15 protein-coding genes are annotated in these 20,774 nt (G+C 38.8%); 1 reads left to right on the top strand and 14 read right to left on the bottom strand.

The features are described from left to right. Positions 1 to 174: 174 nt before the first annotated feature. Positions 175 to 1,026 (bottom strand): TatD family hydrolase, encoded by an 852-nt coding sequence (locus tag AC21OG_RS07390; protein WP_487378250.1) that lies wholly within the window; start codon positions 1,024 to 1,026, stop codon positions 175 to 177. Between the two features lie 201 nt (positions 1,027 to 1,227). After that, on the bottom strand, positions 1,228 to 1,479 hold the full coding sequence (locus AC21OG_RS07385; protein ID WP_487378216.1) for a hypothetical protein: 252 nt from the start codon (positions 1,477 to 1,479) through the stop codon (positions 1,228 to 1,230). Between the two features lie 351 nt (positions 1,480 to 1,830). Between AC21OG_RS07385 and AC21OG_RS07380 the strand changes: the two genes are divergently transcribed. Further along, positions 1,831 to 3,270: a pyridoxal phosphate-dependent decarboxylase family protein gene (locus AC21OG_RS07380; RefSeq protein WP_487378217.1), complete on the top strand. Its 1,440-nt coding sequence runs from the start codon at positions 1,831 to 1,833 to the stop codon at positions 3,268 to 3,270. 358 nt (positions 3,271 to 3,628) lie between these two features. Here the strand turns inward: AC21OG_RS07380 and AC21OG_RS07375 are convergent, their stop codons facing one another. From AC21OG_RS07375 to AC21OG_RS07320, 12 genes are all read right to left on the bottom strand, one after another. Beyond that, positions 3,629 to 6,904 carry a type I restriction endonuclease subunit R gene (locus AC21OG_RS07375; RefSeq protein WP_487378218.1) on the bottom strand — a complete coding sequence of 1,092 codons (3,276 nt, stop codon included), beginning with the start codon at positions 6,902 to 6,904 and terminating at the stop codon, positions 3,629 to 3,631. A gap of 29 nt (positions 6,905 to 6,933) precedes the next feature. Continuing rightward, positions 6,934 to 8,127, bottom strand: a complete 1,194-nt coding sequence (locus AC21OG_RS07370) for a restriction endonuclease subunit S (protein ID WP_487378219.1) — start codon at positions 8,125 to 8,127, stop codon at positions 6,934 to 6,936. Next, entirely contained in the window at positions 8,120 to 10,330 is a 2,211-nt protein-coding gene (locus AC21OG_RS07365; protein ID WP_487378220.1) for a type I restriction-modification system subunit M, read from the bottom strand. The genes AC21OG_RS07370 and AC21OG_RS07365 overlap by 8 nt, the downstream gene beginning before the upstream one ends. 201 nt (positions 10,331 to 10,531) lie before the next feature. Beyond that, entirely contained in the window at positions 10,532 to 12,325 is a 1,794-nt protein-coding gene (locus AC21OG_RS07360; RefSeq protein ID WP_487378221.1) for a type I restriction-modification system subunit M/S, read from the bottom strand. 6 nt (positions 12,326 to 12,331) lie between these two features. Next, complete coding sequence (locus tag AC21OG_RS07355) at positions 12,332 to 12,550, bottom strand: hypothetical protein (RefSeq protein ID WP_487378222.1); 219 nt, start codon at positions 12,548 to 12,550, stop codon at positions 12,332 to 12,334. A gap of 1 nt (position 12,551) precedes the next feature. Continuing rightward, the gene (locus AC21OG_RS07350; protein WP_487378223.1) at positions 12,552 to 12,731 is read right to left on the bottom strand and encodes a hypothetical protein; all 180 of its coding nucleotides are present in this window, start codon (positions 12,729 to 12,731) and stop codon (positions 12,552 to 12,554) included. 260 nt (positions 12,732 to 12,991) lie between these two features. Further along, on the bottom strand, positions 12,992 to 13,411 hold the full coding sequence (locus AC21OG_RS07345) for a hypothetical protein (RefSeq protein WP_487378224.1): 420 nt from the start codon (positions 13,409 to 13,411) through the stop codon (positions 12,992 to 12,994). After that, the gene (locus AC21OG_RS07340) at positions 13,404 to 15,428 is read right to left on the bottom strand and encodes a hypothetical protein (RefSeq protein WP_487378225.1); all 2,025 of its coding nucleotides are present in this window, start codon (positions 15,426 to 15,428) and stop codon (positions 13,404 to 13,406) included. Before AC21OG_RS07340 ends, AC21OG_RS07345 begins: the two co-directional genes overlap by 8 nt. Beyond that, positions 15,421 to 17,010: a site-specific integrase gene (locus tag AC21OG_RS07335; RefSeq protein WP_487378226.1), complete on the bottom strand. Its 1,590-nt coding sequence runs from the start codon at positions 17,008 to 17,010 to the stop codon at positions 15,421 to 15,423. The genes AC21OG_RS07340 and AC21OG_RS07335 overlap by 8 nt, the downstream gene beginning before the upstream one ends. Further along, positions 17,003 to 18,235, bottom strand: a complete 1,233-nt coding sequence (locus AC21OG_RS07330) for a tyrosine-type recombinase/integrase (RefSeq protein ID WP_487378227.1) — start codon at positions 18,233 to 18,235, stop codon at positions 17,003 to 17,005. Before AC21OG_RS07330 ends, AC21OG_RS07335 begins: the two co-directional genes overlap by 8 nt. Positions 18,236 to 18,390: 155 nt before the next feature. Further along, entirely contained in the window at positions 18,391 to 18,981 is a 591-nt protein-coding gene (gene ssb / locus AC21OG_RS07325) for a single-stranded DNA-binding protein (RefSeq protein ID WP_486547011.1), read from the bottom strand. A 119-nt stretch (positions 18,982 to 19,100) separates the two neighbouring features. After that, positions 19,101 to 20,465, bottom strand: a complete 1,365-nt coding sequence (locus AC21OG_RS07320; RefSeq protein WP_487378228.1) for an MFS transporter — start codon at positions 20,463 to 20,465, stop codon at positions 19,101 to 19,103. Between the last annotated feature and the right edge of the window lie 309 nt (positions 20,466 to 20,774).

Genomic DNA, 20,774 nt, shown 5'->3' with positions numbered 1-20,774 from the left:
GTATATCCGCTGCAATCTGGGCTAAACCGCTCTATCCTTTCTCGCTAGTTACAAGCTTTCTTACTCAGAATAAACTTTCTCACTCAGAATAAACTTTCTCACTCAGAATAAACTTTCTCACTCAGAATAAACTTTCTCACTCAGAATAAACTTTCTCACTCAGAATAAACTTTCTCACTCAGGATAAGACCAATCAACCCTCAATGCCTCACAGCTATTTCTCCATAACTGTGGCGCCAGTATCTGCACATCTACCGCTAATAAATCACTAAGACTATGCAGTACATGCGTTAAGTTACCTGGCACATTGCGAGTAGGTTCATGACCTTGTTGACAGCAAACCGGTGTCATATCAGGACAGTCCGTCTCTAACACCAAGCACTGAAGCCCACACTCGCGCACCGCTTCGGTAATCGCACGTCGCAGCTTTTTGGCATTCGGATTAGTCACTTGACCTGTCACCCCTAGTTTAAAACCCAGCTTTACAAAGGCTTTGGCCTCTTGCTCACCGCCACTAAAGCTGTGCGCAATACCACCAAGTTGATGCGCATCATAGTCGTGCTGTTTGAGTAGCTGCAAGCATTCGGCATGCGCTTTACGAATATGCAGTAACACCGGCAACTGATGCTGTACTGCTAAGTCAAGCTGTGTGTTAAAGAACCGCTTTTGTTTGGCAACAGACGCCTCTGTTTTTAACGCATCAGTAAAGGTATCTAAGCCAATCTCGCCAAGAGCAACATGCGGGTGCTGCTGCAAAAACTCAGCCAAATAGTCCAGATCGGACTCACTATGATCATCAATATAAGCTGGATGTAAGCCGCTGGTCAAATGCGCTTTTGGCACAGGTTTTGTCTTATCCTGCAAGCTGTCTAACTGGGCTTGCGTGCGGATCAAGCGTTCAAAATAGGTTGCTAAATAGCCGATTAGTAGCAAATGTCGCACACCGGACTGATAAGCAGAATGCGCCAGTTGCTCCCTATCGTGATCAAACACCACGTCATCAAAGTGCGTATGCGTGTCGATCATAGGATAGATTGATTCACTTTGTTTGACGTTAAGTGGATTAGCGTTAAGTGGATTAGCGTTAAGTGGGTTGACGTTAAGTGGCTTTGCTTCCAGTGTGGCAGTAGGCATAGGTGATCACGGTTACCCTTATCATTAGGGATTATTAGGGATTATTAGGGGTGTGTTTATAACTAATACTGAGTTTAAATAGAGCGAAGCTGTTTAAGAGTTATTATCGGTATTTTCATTGTCTTTAACATCAGCGTCTGTATCAGCATCTAAATTACGTTGCTTATCAAGAATGGGATGTTTCTCATTATTGGCATGGCTATTATTAGGGCTTCCTTCATCAGCGCTTCGTTCATTAGAGCTTCGTTCATCAGGGCTTCGCTGAGACTGTCGGCTACTGCGCCTTGGTATTAGCAATAATGCCACACCCACTGCGCTAAGCTTTACTAATTTAGAAAGTTTCATATGATTCTCTGAGTAAGTTTTTCATTAAGCCATTTTTATTCATGTATTTTTATTCATATATTTTTATTCAAGCACTAATATTAAGTCATTTTGAAACGAAATACGCTTAAATTGAAAAAATACAACATGTAACAAAAATCTTTATTGCACAGCGTTATATTGTACGTAAACCTAGTTTAACTATCAAACTAAGCTGAATGTGTGGTTTAGATATTAGTTGACTAGTAGATTGATTGAAAATTAATAGAAAGCTGTCAATCGTAAGCGATCGTTTGAATCAATGATAACAGCGATATCAATGATAATTATCATAATTATGACTAAACATAACTATAATAAGAGGCAATGTAAATGACTGAACCCAATAATAATTCAATTCTATTTCAATGGGAAGAAGCGGAAAAAACTCTAAAAAAATTCATGCCCATCATGGTTGCAGAGCAGGCCAATGTTGCCAACACTGACATCCTCAACCCTTTACCTAAAGAAAAACAAGACGCCATCAAAAACATCCCCTTCCTTGAAGAGTCGCGTTCTGCAGAGGATGTTTTACAGGACATGCATGATCTGATTTATAAATATCGCACCAAGCAAAACAACCCAAGATTTTTCTCTTTTATCCCTTTAGCCTTATCTCCCATATCTGTGGTTGGAGATGCGATTAATGCTTTTTATTCGCCTTATGGTGGTAGCCATACGCTGAGTCAGGGCATGGCCATTGCTGAAAAAAGATTGCTTAACTGGATGGGTGAGCAAATTGGTTACCCCGTCAAAGAACTTGGCGGATTGTTTGTCTCTGGTGGTTCAATGGCAAACTTAACCGCCTCCATTGTGGCTCGAGATGAGAAGCTGAAAGATGAGGAATTCGGTAAAGGCACCGTTTACGTCTCAGACCAAACCCACTCATCCGTGGCAAAAGGCATCCGTGTCATGGGTATCCCTAAAGCCAATATCCGCAAAGTCAAAACCAATGAGCGCTTCCAAATTATCCCAGATGACTTAAGAGCGCAAATCGAACAAGACAAAAAAGATGGCTTTATTCCCTTCTTAATCGTCGGCACGTGTGGCACGACCAATACAGGCTCTATTGATCCGTTACACGAGTTGGCAGACATTAGTGAAGCCTACAATACTTGGCTACACATCGATGGTGCCTATGGTGCGAGCGCTATACTATCTTCTCATCGTGAGCTGTTAGATGGGATTGAGCGTAGTGACTCAGTGAGCTGGGACGGTCATAAATGGCTATTTCAATCATATGGCTGTGCTACTGTCATCTGCAAAGACCGTCAAGCTATGTCACGTACCTTTATGGAAAATCCAGAATATTTAACCGACATTCAATCAGATGATGCTAATATCAACTTCTGGGATATGGGGATTGAATTAACGGCGCCTGCTCGTGGTATGCGCCTTTGGTACACCCTACAACGAGTAGGGCTTAAAGAAATGAGACGAGCCATTGATAAAGGCTTTGAAAATGCAGAATATTTTGAGCAGTTATTCCGTGCTGAAGACTACTTTGAGATTGTCTCGCCTGCTCAGTTAGGTATTGTTAATATAAGATATTATGACGACCGCCACACTGAAGACGAGATCAATGAGATTAACCATAAATTGTCCGAAATGGCAGAACAAAGAAATCAGTCTGTGTATTTTACAACCATGTTGAATAAAAAAATTGTTTTAAGATTCTGTGCTATTAATCCTTTATTAACCAAACAAGATATTGAAGATGTGGTGAATAATATAAAAAGCGATATCGCGTCGCTTGGTTTGATTGGACAATAATATAGTCGTAGGCAAACTAAAGAGCGACAGCGTTAGCCTCACTAAGCCTACTAGAGTAGTACTTGCGCTCGGTTGCCTTGTATCTCATTTAGTTGCTTATGACTATAGGTTTGATTGAAACATCTTTCTATTCAATATCGACAAAAAAAGAGCCTATATTAAATATAGGCTCTTTTTAATGTAATCCATATATTCTAAGATTTAGAACGGTTAACTATACCTATGACTTATGAAACTCTTTCAAAGACATCGGTACTATTATCTTTATCAAGAAATTAATATAAAACGTAAAGTTTTATGTAAAGTATCTTTCCTATTAAGCCAAATTTTTTACATTTTTGATTGGTAGCTATAGTTGCTAACTTACCCATCTTTCATCATTCACCGCTAGTCTTTGCACTAAGTCGAAAACCTGATTTACCTTATTCTCAAAAGTTTCCTTGTCATAAGACTCTGGCAAATCCTCATCTAAAACCTCTTCGATGAACGATCTAACTTTTGCCTTGGTATGAGCATCTCTCCACCAGTCCTGAACTAAAACCTTAGGAGAGGCAGTTAATAAAGATTTGATCAAATCTTTCGCAGCAAGCTTAACTGCCTGCTCTTCTTTTTTAGTTAGCTTATCTTTTGCAAGCAAATCAAAGACCTCTAGTTCATCTTCAGTCAACCCTTCACGTATATGACGCTGATCCTCTTCTTTTAGATCTTGGGCAAATTTCTGCAGCTCCTCAAAAAGCTCTTCTGTGTGCGTTGCTCCTGCATTATATCGATCAATGATGTTGCGATATCTTTCTGCAAAACTCAACCTTTCTTGATTGGTTTTAAGCATTTGCTCAATCTTTTTCTCGATAAACTTCTTCATATCGGCTATTGCGATATGCTTATACTCTGTCTGTTTAAATTCAGACTTCAATTTTTCAAAGTCTACAGTAGCAAGGTTCCAACTAGAGCTTTTAGTAATCTGATACTCACTAACCGCTTCTGATACTGATGAAGATGTACTACTATCAACCACGACACTTCGATCGAGCAAGCTTGATACTTGTGCCATTTGATCAGTTAGGTCATCTGGATCAATCTTATTAGCAATAAACGTATATAAGAACTGCATAACACTAACAATTGGTCTCGAATGGCTAAGCACTGTTGGTTTTGCAGCTTCATACAGTCCTGAAACGACATTAAAATAAACATTAAAAGTTTTACGTATCAAGTCTTGTGAAAGCATGATATCTGCATACTTCTCAAATAAAGCATTCTTCTTAAACGTCTCTTCAGCTTCCAAGATTTTTTTTAGATCAATATCGTACGATAAGCAGAACTGTAACGCCTCTTCTATCGCTTCATCTAGCAAGTTAATCAACACTGACTTATCTTGCACAGGGTCAGTACCGTCTTCAGCATCTGTACCTTGTCCATAATCCTTTAGTGCTGACTTTAGATTTCTAAACACGTTATAGTAATCTATGATTTCACCATTGGTTTTCTCAACCAGCTTGCCATCATCATTTCTAATCTTGAATGAGGTCACTCGGTTGGCTCTAGCGATCGTCTGCATAAGTGTATGACCCTTCATAGGCTTATCAAGATATAGCGTTGACGTCGTCGGTGCATCAAACCCAGTTAGCCACATAGCACATACAAACACTAGCTGTAGAGGGTGTTCTGGATCCTTAAAATCGTCCTCAATATCTCGATCATTCGCCTGCTGTTTACTTAGACGATCAATATGCGGCTGAATTTGTAAGCCTTGTTTTTCAAACCTTTCCTTCTCTGAGGATGGGCTACTAATAACCACAGCCATTTCAACATTCTGCATGTATTTAAGACGGTTCTTTAATCGAACTTTTTCAAGGTCATTTTTGCTTTTGGCTATTCGCCCCTGCAAAGCTCGCAACTCTTTCTTCCAGAGCTCTGACACCTTATCGTACATGCGAACAGCAGTGAACTGATCAACAGATATCACCATACCTTTACCACGATAGCCACGTCTTGGAAAGTGATAAACAATGTCATCAGCTATGGTGTCTAATCGGTCGTCACGCTTAATGACCTCAAGCTCTTTAGAGTATTTATTTTCTAACCTTTCTCTCTGCGCATCACTTAGATCTTCATTTTCCAATAGCTCAGCAAATTCTTCATTTAACTCATCGTTTTGCAGAAGGACTTCAGGCACACGTTTTTCATAAAATAAGGGTAGTGTTGCACCATCCTCAATCGCTTGTTGGAAGGTATACTCCGAAACATACTCTCCAAACCACTGCTTGGTTTTTTTATTTTTCAGTAGCGGTGTTCCTGTAAATGCTAAGAAGTGTGCCCCTTTTAACCCTGTTCGCATATTCTCAGCCAAGCTGTCATATTGTGTACGATGCGCTTCATCGACTATGACAATAATCTCCCTGTCATCTTTGTCATAAAGCAATGGGTATTTTTCACCCTTCTCATAGCGAAATTTCTGAATCAAGGTGAAAACAATCTTTATATTCTGTCCGAGCAAGTCTCGCATCTGAGCGCTGTTTTTTGGCTTAGCAATCTCTTTTTCTGTGACAGCTTCAGTCGCTATAAAGTTTTTGGAAATCTGTTTATCTAAGTCTTCTCTATCGGTGATGACAACAAAACTAAAGTTGCCCGCACACTTGCGGAAAATCTTGCGAATATAAAACACCATCGAAAAGCTTTTACCAGAACCTTGCGTATGCCAGAATACACCTAGGCGGCCATTCAGGTTTTCTCTATTCAAGAAGTTTTCAAAAGCGTGATTGACCCCTAGATACTGGTGGTTCTGGGCAACAATTTTGACCTTTTCATTCTGGTATAGAACAAAGTTTTCTATATAGTCTAATAGTCTTGCAGGTTGAAAAAGCCCTTCAAGCAAATACTCAACACTGGTGCCATGTGTCTCAATGTACTCCCTATCAACTTTTTGCTGCTCGTCATCCACACGCAACCAAGGATAGAAGTTATCCCAGTCAGCAGTAAAGCTGCCTATTCTAGTATCTGACGCATTGGACAAGATACAAAAAGCATTACATAAAAACAGCTGAGGGATATCGTTTTTGTAGTCAGTAAGATTATATGTTAAAGCATTCTGTAGTTTTATATTCGAGTTCTTAAGCTCAAAAAATACAATAGGTAATCCATTGATATAAACCAGTATGTCAGGTCTACGGTACTGTCTTTTGGGTGTAATCCCTGTTGATTTGATGGTTAATTGAGTAACTAATAAAAACTCATTATTTGAAGGGTCATCAAAGTCTATTAGTTGTAACGGAATGTTTTCCTGTCTAACGCCATCAGCATCTTCATAAGTGACATTAATCCCATCACGAATATAGTGATATATCTCTTTATTTGCTCTTAGCGTAGACATATCTGGGCGTCGGCTCATAATGTCTTTGATAGCATCAGATATCGTATCTTCAGGTACTTCAGGATTAAGCTGTTTGCATTTAGCAAATAGTCTATCTTTAAGTACAACATCTCGTTTGTCAATACGACCAGAGCCATCGTTTAGGTCTTTAGGGTCAGTTGTCGTACAATCAATATATTGATAGGAATAGTGCTGCTGCAAGAATTCAACGCACGCTTTTTCAATTTGATCTTCAGTAATAAAGTTACGGGTAACCTTTGGCATACATCTATTCCTTTAAACTGGTCTATAGCCTATTGTACGTTATTGTCTTTGGTCTGAATTGATGGCGGGAACACGATATTTAGGTCTTCTACTAACATCTGACCTGATATTAAGCGTGTAAGTAGGTTTTCTTTTTGTAAAGAGAGATTCATATTGCATAATGTAATTTTTTTTATTTGTTCAAACATAGGACTAACTGCTTTTTGATAATTTTCAATTAGCTTACTACTTGGTTTTAAAACCAACAAGTTACTAAACTTCCCCTTACTAAGGTTAGTCATAGTTGTACCTGTAGCGCCAAAAAGCTCTATTTGAGGCTTCATTCTACGAACAGTTAGGAAAGCCCAATAAAGTAGTTTCTCGTCATACAAAGTAATAGAGTTTATCTGTTGATTAGTACAGCCTCTCTTTGTTGCGATAGCTGTAACCCCACCTGTACCTATACAGGTCACCATGATAGCATTAGGCTCAATAATTTGAGATTTTTGAGAGTTTAGTCCGTACTCAGTAATTGTATCCTCTGTTTCAAATACAAAAACATTATCATGCATATCAGGTGTTTTATAAAATGGTATGTCACCATCATGGTATTCTGAAATACTCATTGAAGGTGTCTTACCTGTTACAATATGACCTAGTTCATTCAGTGGTACTTCACTCCAATCCTTCGGTACCCCCTTCTCAAACCTGGTATTTTCCCAGTTAGGAAATCGGAACCGTACAAACCATTCTTTATATAGCTCTTCAGCCATATTCTCTAGAAGATGAATACGCTTTTTGTTGACCTCGATTAAATCATCATAAGCAGATAAAATCGCAGCTATTTTTTGTTGAACATTGAGTGCTGGGATTTTTATCTTTAACTTCTGTAAATGATTCTGATTAAGTGTAGGAACACCAGCTCCTGCGTTGTAGATCTCCAAATTCATTTGCTGTAAGTAATAGTAAACATACTGAGAACAGTTACCTCTAAAGTCCTTAGAGTATAAAGTAGTATTCAATGGCCAGCATGCTTCATTTATGTATTGAACCTTACCCAAAGTACCTGAGCGTCCTGTTACTACTACAGGTGGATTAACCTTACTCTCATTGTGATAAGCTTTTATTGAAGAACTAGCAACAACTGGGACCGATCCTTCAACAATATCTTTATTAGGTAAGTCATAACCCCTTTTTAATCTGACTAAGTTATCAAAAACATCATTTTTCCAAATATCAGTCATTAAGTAATTCCTTCATATTTTTCTGAATGATCGAGTCTAACTCTAAGGACTGTTTGCTAAGAGCCAACAAACCCTCATTCATACCTTGCATATAATCTATAAACTCTTCTTCAGTACGACCATCTTCCTCAATCACCACACCGACATAACGTGCGGCATTTAACGAGTAGTCCTGCTCCTTGACGTCTTCAAGCGTCGCAAGCTTACACAGACCTGTCACATCCTCATATTGAGCTTGAGGAAAACGTTGTTGTAACCAATCAATATGGTTAAAGTAATATTCCGCACGTTTTCTATCTTCACGTAAGGCATCAAGTAGATCCTTAACCTCTTTAATTTCAGACGTGATTGTCGTCAGCACCTTTAACTCAGCTTCTTTCTGCTTGATAGCCTCTTTATCGTCAGACTGCTTGATAGTGGCTAACTCTTGACGAGCATTAGCTACTTGCTCTTTGTTTGCCTTCTCTTTTTGTCGAATGCCTTTGTCTAACTGCTTGCTATTGTCCTGTACCATTTTAAAAAATGGTTTAAACGCTTCTAATAATGCAATTTGATCGGTATTGAGTTCATCAATCTTTTGGTCATCTAAATTAATGAGACTATGAGAGTTTTTATAAGCTTTATACTTGTCTTGCAATGGTGCTAGCGCCTGCCAGTTATCATCTAAAGCATTGACTGTTTCTTTAAGTGCTTTATCGTTATCTATCACAGACTTTAGCTGCGTGATAAGCGGCTTAACATCTGAAACTGTCTCACCTAATATCTGCATACCAGATTTAAAATAGCTGTCTACCAAGCTAACATAATCTTGACGACGGCCTTTGTGCAACTTACTAATCATGGCAATATTTTGAATATGCTCATCGGTAAAGTCTCGATGCGCTCGATCAATCTGTCTAAAGATATTTCTGGCATCAATGAACAAAATCTTTTCATCTGCTTTGTTTTTGTCAAAGAACCACAAGGTTGCTGGTAGCGTTACCGTATAAAACATATTCGATGGTAAGGTGAGCATGCCATAGATCAGGTTATCTTCGATGATTTGCTTACGGATATCTTCTTCCGCATTACGCGCGTCAGATGCTGAATTTGGCATGACCAAAGCTGCTCTGCCTGTATTTCTTGCCTTGGCCTCCGCTTGATTCTTTAATGAGGTTGCAAATAAGCTAATCCACAAATAGTTAGCATTGGTTACTGTTTCAGCTTTACTGTCTGACTTTTTAGCTTTTGTCTTCTTACGAGGTAGACCATAAGTGTTAAAACGCTTGTCTTCTTCGACGGTAGTAATTGCTACATCATCGACGTTGAATGGCGGATTTGCCATGATGAAGTCAAAGTTCTCATAACTATTAAACGGGTCTTCTGAGTAGCTATTGGCTTGTTTGATCTCACCTCTGAGCCCGTTAACAAACAAGTTCATCTTAGCTAGCTTGACCGTATCGCGCGTCTTCTCTTGCCCATATACACTCAAATCTATGAATGTATCAGACTCTTCTAGCTCACCTAATGCTTCAAGCTGCTGATTGCGATGCTCAACAAAGTGTAACGACTGTACGAACATACCACCTGAACCACAAGCAGGGTCATATACTGTGCCGTGGTAAGGCTCAATAATCTCTACCATCAGCTTAACAACAGATGTTGGTGTAAAGAACTCACCGCCCTTTTGACCTTCAGATAGCGCAAATTTACCTAAGAAGTACTCATAAATACGACCAAAGACATCACCACTGGCATCTGCTGGTATATCAGAGAAGCTTCTCAAAAGGCCTTTTAAAGCTGCTTTACTCTCAGGTAATCGGCTAAATGCTTTGTATTCATTTTTAGGGAGTACATCGACAAACTTGTCGTCTTTCTTGAAGTCCTCGATTAACTGCATTGCATCAGAGATTTTGGTCGCTAAATCCACTGATTCAGGAAGCTCTAGTAAGTACTTATAACGCGCCTCTGGCGGTAGATAAAAGCCGCAGTGCTTAATAGCAATTTCATCTATACTCTTAGAGCGTCTCGTTCCTTCTAGTGCCTTAAACTCAGTCTGGATGGCTTCTTCATAAGCTGAATATTTATTGTCAGCAAATTTTAAGAATATAAGCCCTAGTACAGGAGTAGCATATTCATTAGGCTTGAGATCAGTATTTGCTCTCAGGTTATCTGCTGCTTCCCAAAGTTGATCTTCTAATTTCTTTATTTCTACTAGGTTCATAAATTATCCGCAATTAATTTTGTATGTCCTATCAAGGCTGATAGGCTTGAATATAATAAATAGCTTGAAGTATCAGGTAAGACTTTGACATGCATTATAGTTATACTATGCCTTTCAAAGCCTTACCTTCCACTGTCTTTAGTTCTTGTAGCTTAATGACACTTTACTAAGTAAAGTGACTCACTAATTACGACAACTGCTTTAAGAGCTTAAGCTCCAAAGCTCACACCTTCTTTGCTCATGCTCTACCAAAAGCCGTTTAATAGCTTTTTGAGTCTCTCTGCTTTTATCGACAATATTAGCAGCTTGTTGCTGCTCAGCCTTTGTTGGCAGTATAACAGGCAGTGTTTTTAGCTCTTTTAAAGAGATGTTGGGAATACTGGCACCCTTAACTAAGCTATTGAGTTGCACCTGTCCTAAGTCAGACTTTAAATATGCGTAGAGAGACTTAGCATCGATTACATTAGAATTAACTCTAAGCACGATTCCAGATCTATTCGCCATCCAGCATCCATCCCCTTTGGTTGGTACATCTTCAGGCACAATACCAACCTTTCCCGCAGAACCTTTTAAAATTAGAATAATGTCATTTGGCTGTAGAATACCTGACTGGTTTTTATTGAGCTCAACCTCAGATACCTTAACTTCTTTAGTAGGTTCAGTTATATCGCCAACTTCATTCAACTCATTAGCACCCACTTCTAAGACGATGTGATCGCCTTCATCGGGCTTAAATGGCAATCCACGCTCAAAACGCACAATACTATCTAGTGTAACCGTCTTTTCGCTTTGTAAGATACTAGCAGCTTTCTTTTCTTCCATGCCCAATATATAGGCAGAAGCATCTAGCCCGTAGTCTTTAGACCGAAGTACTTCTTTATCTACAGTAACTGCGCACTTTAACGCTTCATCAGAGTCAATATACTCAACAATTTTATCGATATTACTTAAGCTTATGAGTCGTCTCGTTGTTTTTTCAACAAACTCATCACCAGTGACATCTACGAACCTTACCGATTCGTTCTTACCATTTGGCTCAATCACTAACAATGATGACTTAACAGAGGTTCCAACCCAGATGTCTGGAGGCAAGGATATAACGCCCTTAAGCATACCGTTATCGACCAGATACTGTCGTAAATCTCTCTCCATAGTAGAGTATAAAATACCCTCAGTAACGGAAGCGACAACCATATCCTGACACTGTTTAATCAAATGTAAGATATTAGCTGATTCGACTTTTTTTGTTTGTACGATAAACCTATCATAACCGTCGACATTATCAGAGATATGCTTTGGCAGTGTGGCTCCCATAGGAGAGAAACTCACACCATAATCAAACTGTTGCAATTTGCTCTTTGAGACACTGTAGTAAGGCTTTTCAATAGGGTCAGAGTAAGATACTTCAAACCTATTTTCACTGATTATTGATAGAGCATCCGCGAGCATACCTGAGTGATTTACAGTTTCATAATGAACAGCCTGAGACTCTTCACTTGCTATAACGCAAAAAGGTAATGATGCTGGTGCGGTTGCATAGATAGTTTTACCTTTTTTATCACCTAGCAGTGTGTTCGCTAAAACTGAAACACTTAAGTCAGGTAAGATTGCACTGCTACTTGAAGACTGTGTGATTATCGTATTTATTAGTTGCTCTGCTGCCTTGTTCAGTTCAACATCTTGATACTTAGATAATACTTTTATCACATTATGTAATAGGGGTAGAGGAAGCTGTTCTAGACTATCGTCATATGAAAACAGTCTTTGCACCTGAACATCTTCACTTGCTTGTAGTGCCTTTATAAGCTTTAACCACTCTCCCTTATATTCAGCAAGACTTTCATCCAACGTAATATCATTAGGAAGTTGATTTTTTTTCGATAAGACTAAGATGGACATCAACATCGATACGGTTTCATCATCTTTTCTAATTCTATGCTGATGCATCAATTCATATAAGTCTTTGATAAGCTTTTGTGTAGGATTTTTTTGCATAAACCTTTAGTACCTTGTTTGAGTAGATTCGAATGAGCTATTTGAAGATGCAGCTTTTCTGTTATAGCTATCTAAGCCATAGGTAGTAATTAACGTATCGTTTTCTGACACAACTACTACACCGCCTCTACTTTGGATTCTCTTTAGAATCTTAATAGCTTTCTTAATTTCTTGATAATTCAATTCTTTACCAGAGCTAACTTTTTCATAAAAGCTTAGTTCCATCTTAGTTTCTCCCAGTGTGTTTCAAATAATAAGTAAACTGCTTTAATAACTCTTCAGTGCGCTGCTTATTAAGAAATACTTTATCGCCATTCACATCACCAAATGCCATCACAATATCTAATTCTGCTTTACTAATAGAGCGCTGCTGCATACGTGACTTTAGGTGTCTTGAAGCATTCATAAATTCACCTTTATTCGTGTTTGTTTATTTGATGAGTTAATTAAAACACGAATAGTTTTAAAAGTAAATACCACTAATATAATATTTTTAATATATTTATACTTTTAATACCATACAACATATTATTATATTCTGATTAAATTGAGAAATTCATTAACTTAACCTAGGAATAGAAAAACCCCTGTCGTTAAACAGGGGCTCTCTTTTAATTAGTAGTTATCTATTCTGGAGTATTAAGATATAAGGCTTATCTGGTATTATTATCGAACCGCATTATCAGACCTTTCTCGATCAATCTTAGGCATATCTGCATTTAAACTCTCTTCGGTCATACCACGCTTATATGCATTATACTGCCATACAACAAACATCTGCTTATACTTCCTATGTTGTTCCTTTAGCTCTGCTACCTCTGCTTCTAGATTAGCTATTCGTGAAGCGGCTGCGTTTAAACTGGCTGGCCTAGGTTTAGTAGGAGCTTTACCCTTAATCAAATCTTTTTTGGCTTGATATGCGTCCGTGATAGCCTCGTGTGCGCTTAAAGATTGTCGGGTAGGCCTCTTCCCGACTAAGGGCTCTGCTTCATCACAAATCGCAGCCCACGTTATTTTAGGCTCATCCCAACCACGAATTAAATTAACAATAGCCTTAATGTCCTGTCTGTTAAGATGTTTAGCCAAAACCGCCCCCTAACAAATCAGTTAAGTCCTCTAAAATAAAAGTCTCATCTTTCTGATTTTCATCACCTATAGTAGAAATTGATTTCTTGTGTGCTACTCGTCGCAATTGCGAGAAATCACTACCGCGAAGCTTAACCTGCGCACCATCTTCAATGGATGGATTCTCTAATATATCAATAAGCTCTCTAAGTCTTTTTGATGTTTTAAGTTGATATTCAAGCCACCTATCTGATCCGTAATCCTCTTCTTCATACGACTTCTGCGCTTTTAAGATGAGAGCTTCAATGTTAACTAGTCTTTTCTTCATTCTTGACAGCTTAACCTCATCTCCTTTGATACAAACCTGTTCAGTACAATTAATACAATCTCTAAACTTTTCACAAGGACTCATCGTATAGTCATGCACACAATACCCATACTCTGTCACATGTACAGCAGCTTGTTCTAATGTATTAAACTCCTGAGATGTAACAGGTAGACGCTGTTCCACCTCTCCCAATGGTCCATATAAAGACTTTGAAGGATCAATGCTTTCAGCCATAGACACTAACTCATACTCTGTCATATGATTATAGGTACGATTTTGATTAACATTAGCCCTTCCAGACCACTTGGCTATCTCTAAGTTCGATAATCCCCCACGTTGAGCAATCGTATTTAGTAAATGCCTTGCCTGATGTGATGTAATTTTTAATCGGTCTCCATTCTCACCGTAGTATCCATATCTATCAAAAATATTTTTATGTGCTTTTACTGCTGGCCGTGTTCCAATATCATTATTAAAAAAGGTAGCATCTGGTTTCATAAGCTCAGTTAATAATCTTGGCCGATTTCCATGGAATTGATTCGTATTTAATACAAAAAGTGCGTTCGAGAACTTAATTCCTCTTTCTTTATCCAACCACGGAAAGCTTTTTGGAAGCCTATCTTTGATATGCAACCATAAGCTATCAAGAGTGTTAGCATTATCGTGATGATCTAAGCCCCTAGAACTTAAATTTGAATAAACTGTTTTTGTATCCTTATACGACAAACCCAAGGCTTGACATGCTTGAGCACCAGTCAATGGTTGATTATTGGGCACATTTGGACAGTTTTCATGACGATAAAAATTATCTGGATTTTCTTCTATCCATTTAGCGAGTTTCCGAGCCTCAAATGAGAGCTCTTTTGCTCTATCAACAGCAGTTTTGGCTACTTCCACCATAACAGAAGGTATCCACTTTATATCTCCTTCATAGCCTTTGCCAGCATAAAAACGCCATCCATATCGTTCTATACCCTTACTGTCTATTTCTGTTACCTCACAGTCAACAGGAAGTGCTAAAATTTCAGAGATTCGAGAAGGTGCTGACATAAGCATTACAAAAACAGAAGTGGTAAAAATATCACGGCCTTCTGTTGGGTTACTCGCAAATATCTCCGCTAAAGCATCTAGTGCCTTTGAATTTGGTAGTTTTTTCTCCCTATTTTCTTTTGCCTTTTTACCTGTTTTAACACTATCAGAAGGCCTGGAAATAGGATTCACCCATTCTTTAAGATTTGCATTTATTAGTTTATTTTCCGAGACAAATTTAGCCAATCTTTCAATTTCTCGGCCACAAGCATAAGCAGATCCGGCGCTATAATAATTCCGTGCTAAAATAGCTGCTTCATCTAAACAAGTTATAGACAATCTTGAGATCGATGTATTACTATTTACTTGCTCCAACGCAGACTCTATAGCTCGCAATGCTCTCAGCTCATTCTTTGCACCAGTTGGATTATGACCTTGTTGATAACGAAAATACGCCTTTGCAAAGTCTATAAAGCTAATATCCATTACCTGTTTACTTTTTGGCTTTCGAGTCTTTACGCCTAATTTTGAAAATACACCAACGTTAGGCCATACGTTAGCATCCCAGTCTAAATCAGAGCCAAAAACAGTCAATTCATCTCTGCACATAGCAATAAATGACTCTAAATTCGCTTCTGCGGACAAGTCAGCTCTTGATTTGAATTGTATTATATTACTCATAGCCAACTCCACGCTCTTCTAAATTAAGCTCAGAACGACGTTTATTGCAACGCAATATCACTTCAGCTACCGCTACGATACTCCTATCTAATATTGCAGCCACCTCTATATCACCAGTAATACTTTTTACCCGTTCTCTTTCACTCAAAAGCTTTTCATATACTTCTTGATGTGGGCCATTTAGCCAAGGTTGAAAGTGCATACAGGTATAGCATGGGATAGGAACGTTTGCCCCACAAAAGCCATGTTCGCCACATGTCCCTATACCAGACCCTTCTTGATTACGAATTCTACTGTTCGGGTCATTACCACGTTCAGCTTCTTTTTCAGAGTCCACTAAAACACCAGCGAATGCTTGAGCATATGGAGCTAATTGAAATCCAACTGCTTCATCTAGCCTCTCAACATGCTCGGGAATGTTTTTAATATACACTCCAGCATTTTGAGTATCACTATGATCAAGTAACTCTGCTATCACAAGCTCACCAAAACCCTCTCGAGCTGCCCTCGTACCTGTTGTATATCTAAATCTACGTGAGTTAATAGCTAGGATCTTACCTGTTCTTTCAGATCGGACTTCAGACGCTTCTACTATAAATTGCAGAGTATCAGACACTTTAGCTGAAGCTACGTGTAGCTTATCAGTTTCACATAATGCCCTGAACTCAAATAAAGAATCCACCCTATCAATCCTAGAATAATCAGGAAAAAGTGGTATTAGATGTCTATCACCTTCACTAAGTTTGCATTTAAGTTGCGACTCAACTTTCTCTATAGCATTTTTAGTCTGAGCAGAAAGTATTGTCCACAGCTCTTCAGTTATTGCAAAATGCTTAAATTGAGTTCTAAAGCCTTCTCCATGCTTAGCTCTAGGGGTATTTAGAATAAAATAGGGCTCACCTCTTTTGTTCTTACCGCATAAAACGTCTGCTACCTTTAAATGAGATATTTGAATAGGACGACGCCCTGTATGACTAATAATTAATGACAAGGCAAGCTCATCTAAACTTATTAACCCTCTTTCATACGCATTAATTGCCCCTTCATTAAATGCTTGTAGCTCATTATCAGTCAAAGGACCTTCAATAGGGTCAAGACGCTTCACAGCATCCCCCTTCCTATTCCCTTTTATTCGCCAACTATCTAATAGGTTTATTACGCTCTCATCAATACCTTCATACCCAAGCTCATACCACTTACGTAGGAATCCGCGTATAGTTCCTAAATACCAAGCAGTATCTTTGCTTAAAGAACTCTTATAGTTAATCAAATCGATGACGGTTAAATCGTGAGAGTCTGTAGACTTGAGCATATGTTTAAAACGCAGAGATATATTATGCGTATGACTTGGGGACATATTCCTAGCATAGAATGCTAAGGTTTTAAGGAAACCCATTAAAGTCTTGTCATTTAATTGTATATGGAAGTAGTCTAAATCTATGACTATATTACGGTCTAACTCCCACTTCTTGTTTAAGAGTTTAAAGCTATAACCTTGGTTTTTAGCACGAAACTTAACATTATCATTGCCTTCATTTATATTTAAAGGTGTTTCCACAGCTTTAATTGCATTGCTACTCATCGTTAAGACCTTCTTTAGGTAAACGCATATTACTATTATTTTGGAGTATTAAAGCAGCGACTTTTGCTTGTTCTTCAGTATAACGTTTATTGTAGTGTGCAGCAGTTTTAGAACCAGGCTTCCAGCCCATAAGGAATGATCTCATTTGCTCCTGCCTCTCTTCACTAGGCACTTTGTCTAGAGAGTCCATTTTTTCCGAGAACTTTCTATTCCATGTATGTCGCAACTTATGACCAGTCAACCTATACAGTTCCGGTGAAACCGACCTAACGATATTGATCACTTTATAGTAGCCAGATTTCGTGATTGGTAGTCCAACTGTAGGACCTGATTTATGAGTTACGAATAAAAAATCATTCTTTTTAGCATTCTTTATTTTGCGTCTATCAAGGGTTATGTAGTCATGTAGCTCTTTAACTAAGATATCGCCAAGGGGAATTAAACGTTCTAGAGTTTTAGCATTGGGCTCAAATACTCTAGGATCATTTTTTTCATCAGCTCGTCTAACTACCCGCAAGACTTTTTTAGAAAAATCTATATCTTGAATTCTTAAATTAAGAAGCTCGCCACCCCTTAGACCGAGATGATATAGCAGCAAAATAATTAGTCTATTTCTACGCTGAACATCTTTACTAAATGGATTAAATTCTGAGTTAATTCTTATCACTTCAAACAATACTTCGAGCTGTGAGTCATCAAGAGACTTGTCATGTCTATTATTCCTTCCTTTCTTTGTAGGTCGTCTAGATTTAATTTGAGATTGAAGTATCTTGATTTGCCTTGATTCATTAAGGTCCGGCTGCTGAATTAGATGATTAGCATACCATGCACAATAATCAGAAATAGTGGTCAGCCTCATATAATGAGTTATTGGACTAACAATAGTATCTATATCCTTTTTATTATTTCTTTTCTTGCTTGGCAAGCTTGAAACTTTTATTTGTGTATAGTCACGCAGATCATCTATTTCATTTACAGTTAGAAAAATACGACTCGTGATCCTGTGTTCAAGATTAATTCCACGGTCATTCAAGAACCTCAAAAAAACAACTAAGTTATTTGCGGCAGATATCATCGTAGAGAAAGAGACAGATTTGTTTCGCAATTGAGTAGTAATAAATAAATTAGGGTGATATACAGGCAAGCCAGTTAGTTGATTTATAACTAAGCAGTATCGTTCTCCACTATCCAATATGAATGATGTCGTTGAAGGATGAATACTCATTTGTTTACCTAAATATTTTACATATTATAAAGGTACACTATATCAACTACAGCATCAATATTTTTTTACATTATTTTTGTTATTTTAATAACAAGAAACCCCGCTAGTGGCGGGGTTTCAAAGTAAAAACTTTACACTTAACTCTAAGGTGCATCCTAGAACGGGATATCATCATCCTTTGGTGTATCCGTCATGCCACCCGCAGGTGTGGTAGTTTGATTGTTAAACGCAGGCGTTTGTGGTTGAGCGGCAGGTGAGCTTTGCGGCGCAAAAGTATTTTGATTATTATTGGCAGGTGCTTGATTGCCATAAGATGAATCATTGTTGCCGCCTTGATTACCATACGACTGACCACCTTGATTTTGAGCCCCGCCTTGAGGTGCAAAGTTATTTGGTGCCGTTTGATTACCACCCGCACTATCAAGCATTTGCAATTGGTCAGCGCGTATTTCAGTGATATAACGGTCTTGACCACTCTGGTCTTGCCACTTACGAGTACGTAAGCTACCTTCGATATAGACTTTGCTGCCTTTACGCAAGTACTGAGCCGCAATCTCACCCAAGCGATTAAATAGCACGATACGATGCCATTCTGTGGCTTCACGTTTCTCGCCTGTCTGTTTATCAGTCCATTGCTCAGACGTTGCCACTGATATATTGGTCACGCTTCCGCCATTACTGAATTGACGGGCTTCTGGATCAGCGCCTAAATTACCCACAATAATTACTTTATTGACACCACGCATAACATTTCCTTTTTAAAGTTTCGTCTATAGAATTGCCTATCATTCACATAAATAATCAATTTGACAATTTATAATCATTAAGCTTTTGTACTTTTGCAGTCACTGTACAGAATTTTCAATCAAATATCTAGCCTAGTTTCCGTTAGTTGCGACAACATCTGTCGTGAGTCCTCAGTAAGTTTTAATTTATTAAACTTTAAGTAAGCCACGCCATCCTTTGGCATCACGACTATCTCATCAATCCCATCAATATTCATAATTTGTTGCGACCAACTTTGGATATCTGCCTGTTCAGGAATCGCTAAGGTGGTACTGGTCAAATATGGGGGCTGCGAGATTGGGAATATTAATATCAAAGCAACCGCCATCACAGCGCCAAGGATACCCCAAGACAACAGAGTCCCTTGATTCAATAGCATACCGCCCAACGCACCGCCAAAGAATGCCCCTAAAAACTGACTGGATGAATTAATGCCCATCGCCGTGGCTTTATTAGCAACCGGTGCTTTTTTAGATATCCAAGAGGGTATCGTTGCTTCAAGTAAGTTAAAGCCGATGAAATATAACCCTAGTCCCACGATCAAGCCCACACTTAACTGACTGCCGAGCGCCAAACAGACAAACGCTAGTACAATCACCATTAATGCTGCTAAAAATATCTGACGCATTTTACGCTTTTTTTCAGCGATGATAATAAACGGTATAGCGATGGCAAAGCCAATGAATAAGAGCGGCAAATACACCATCCCTTGTTGACGAACGGTTAAATCTAGTACATCAGCTAACTGCTGTGGCACGATCACAAAGATTGCAGTCATAGTCAGGTGTAGCGCAAAAATACCGATGTGCAATCGATTTAGATCGCCAATTTTCAGCACTTCTTTAAGCTGTTCTTTGATCGATTGATTGGCTAAATTATGCTTCAACACACGTAGCGGCGTCGGTACGATAAACAACAGCATCATTGCCAATACGGCAAACAGTGTAGTCAACCAAAATAGACCCGATATCCCCAGACTTGCCACCATAATCGGTCCAATGGCAAATGACAACATAATAGAAGTCGCAATGGTCAGACCCATTGTTGCCATGGCTTTGGTGCGAACTTGCTCTCGAGTCACATCCGCTAATAGCGCCATCAATACCGCAGATACTGCCCCACTCCCTGCCAGCGCTCGACCAATAATCACTTGATAAATACTGTCTGCGGTCGCAGCCACCACACCACCGATAGCAAATAATAGCAGACCTAACAATATCATTGGCTTACGTGGAAACTTATCAGCAGCCAAGCTCATCGGAATCTGGAAAATCGCCTGCCCTAGCCCGTAAATACCGACAGCTAAGCCAATTAATAGCGGCGTCGCCTGAGCATAGTTATGACCGTAGACTGAAAACACTGGCACTATCATAAATAGACCAATCATACGCAGTGCAAAAATACCACCTATACCTGCAATAGCTCGTTTTTCGATGCTATTCATATTGCTCCCACTTAATGATACACCTAAAGCTTTATTCTACACCTACTGAACCACGACGTCATTATAATGGTTTCAATATAAGTATGAGCAGTGACAGACGACGGATTTTTAGTAATTATAGTCAAAGAAGTCTAAAATGGTTACAAGGCAACCGAGTGCAATTAGCAAGTAATTTAGCAAGCAATACGGGAGTCAGCTTAACGAGGTTAACACTGTAACCGTTTAGTAGTTCGTTAACTATACATATTATTGGACCCAAACCGCCCCTTATAAGTTGAAAAATAGGTGCCAAGAGGGTGAGCCTGCTAA

The organism is Psychrobacter sp. CX5 (assembly GCF_057621535.2).
Note: the sequence above shows the minus strand (reverse complement) of the source record. Positions and strands in the feature narration are given on the sequence as shown.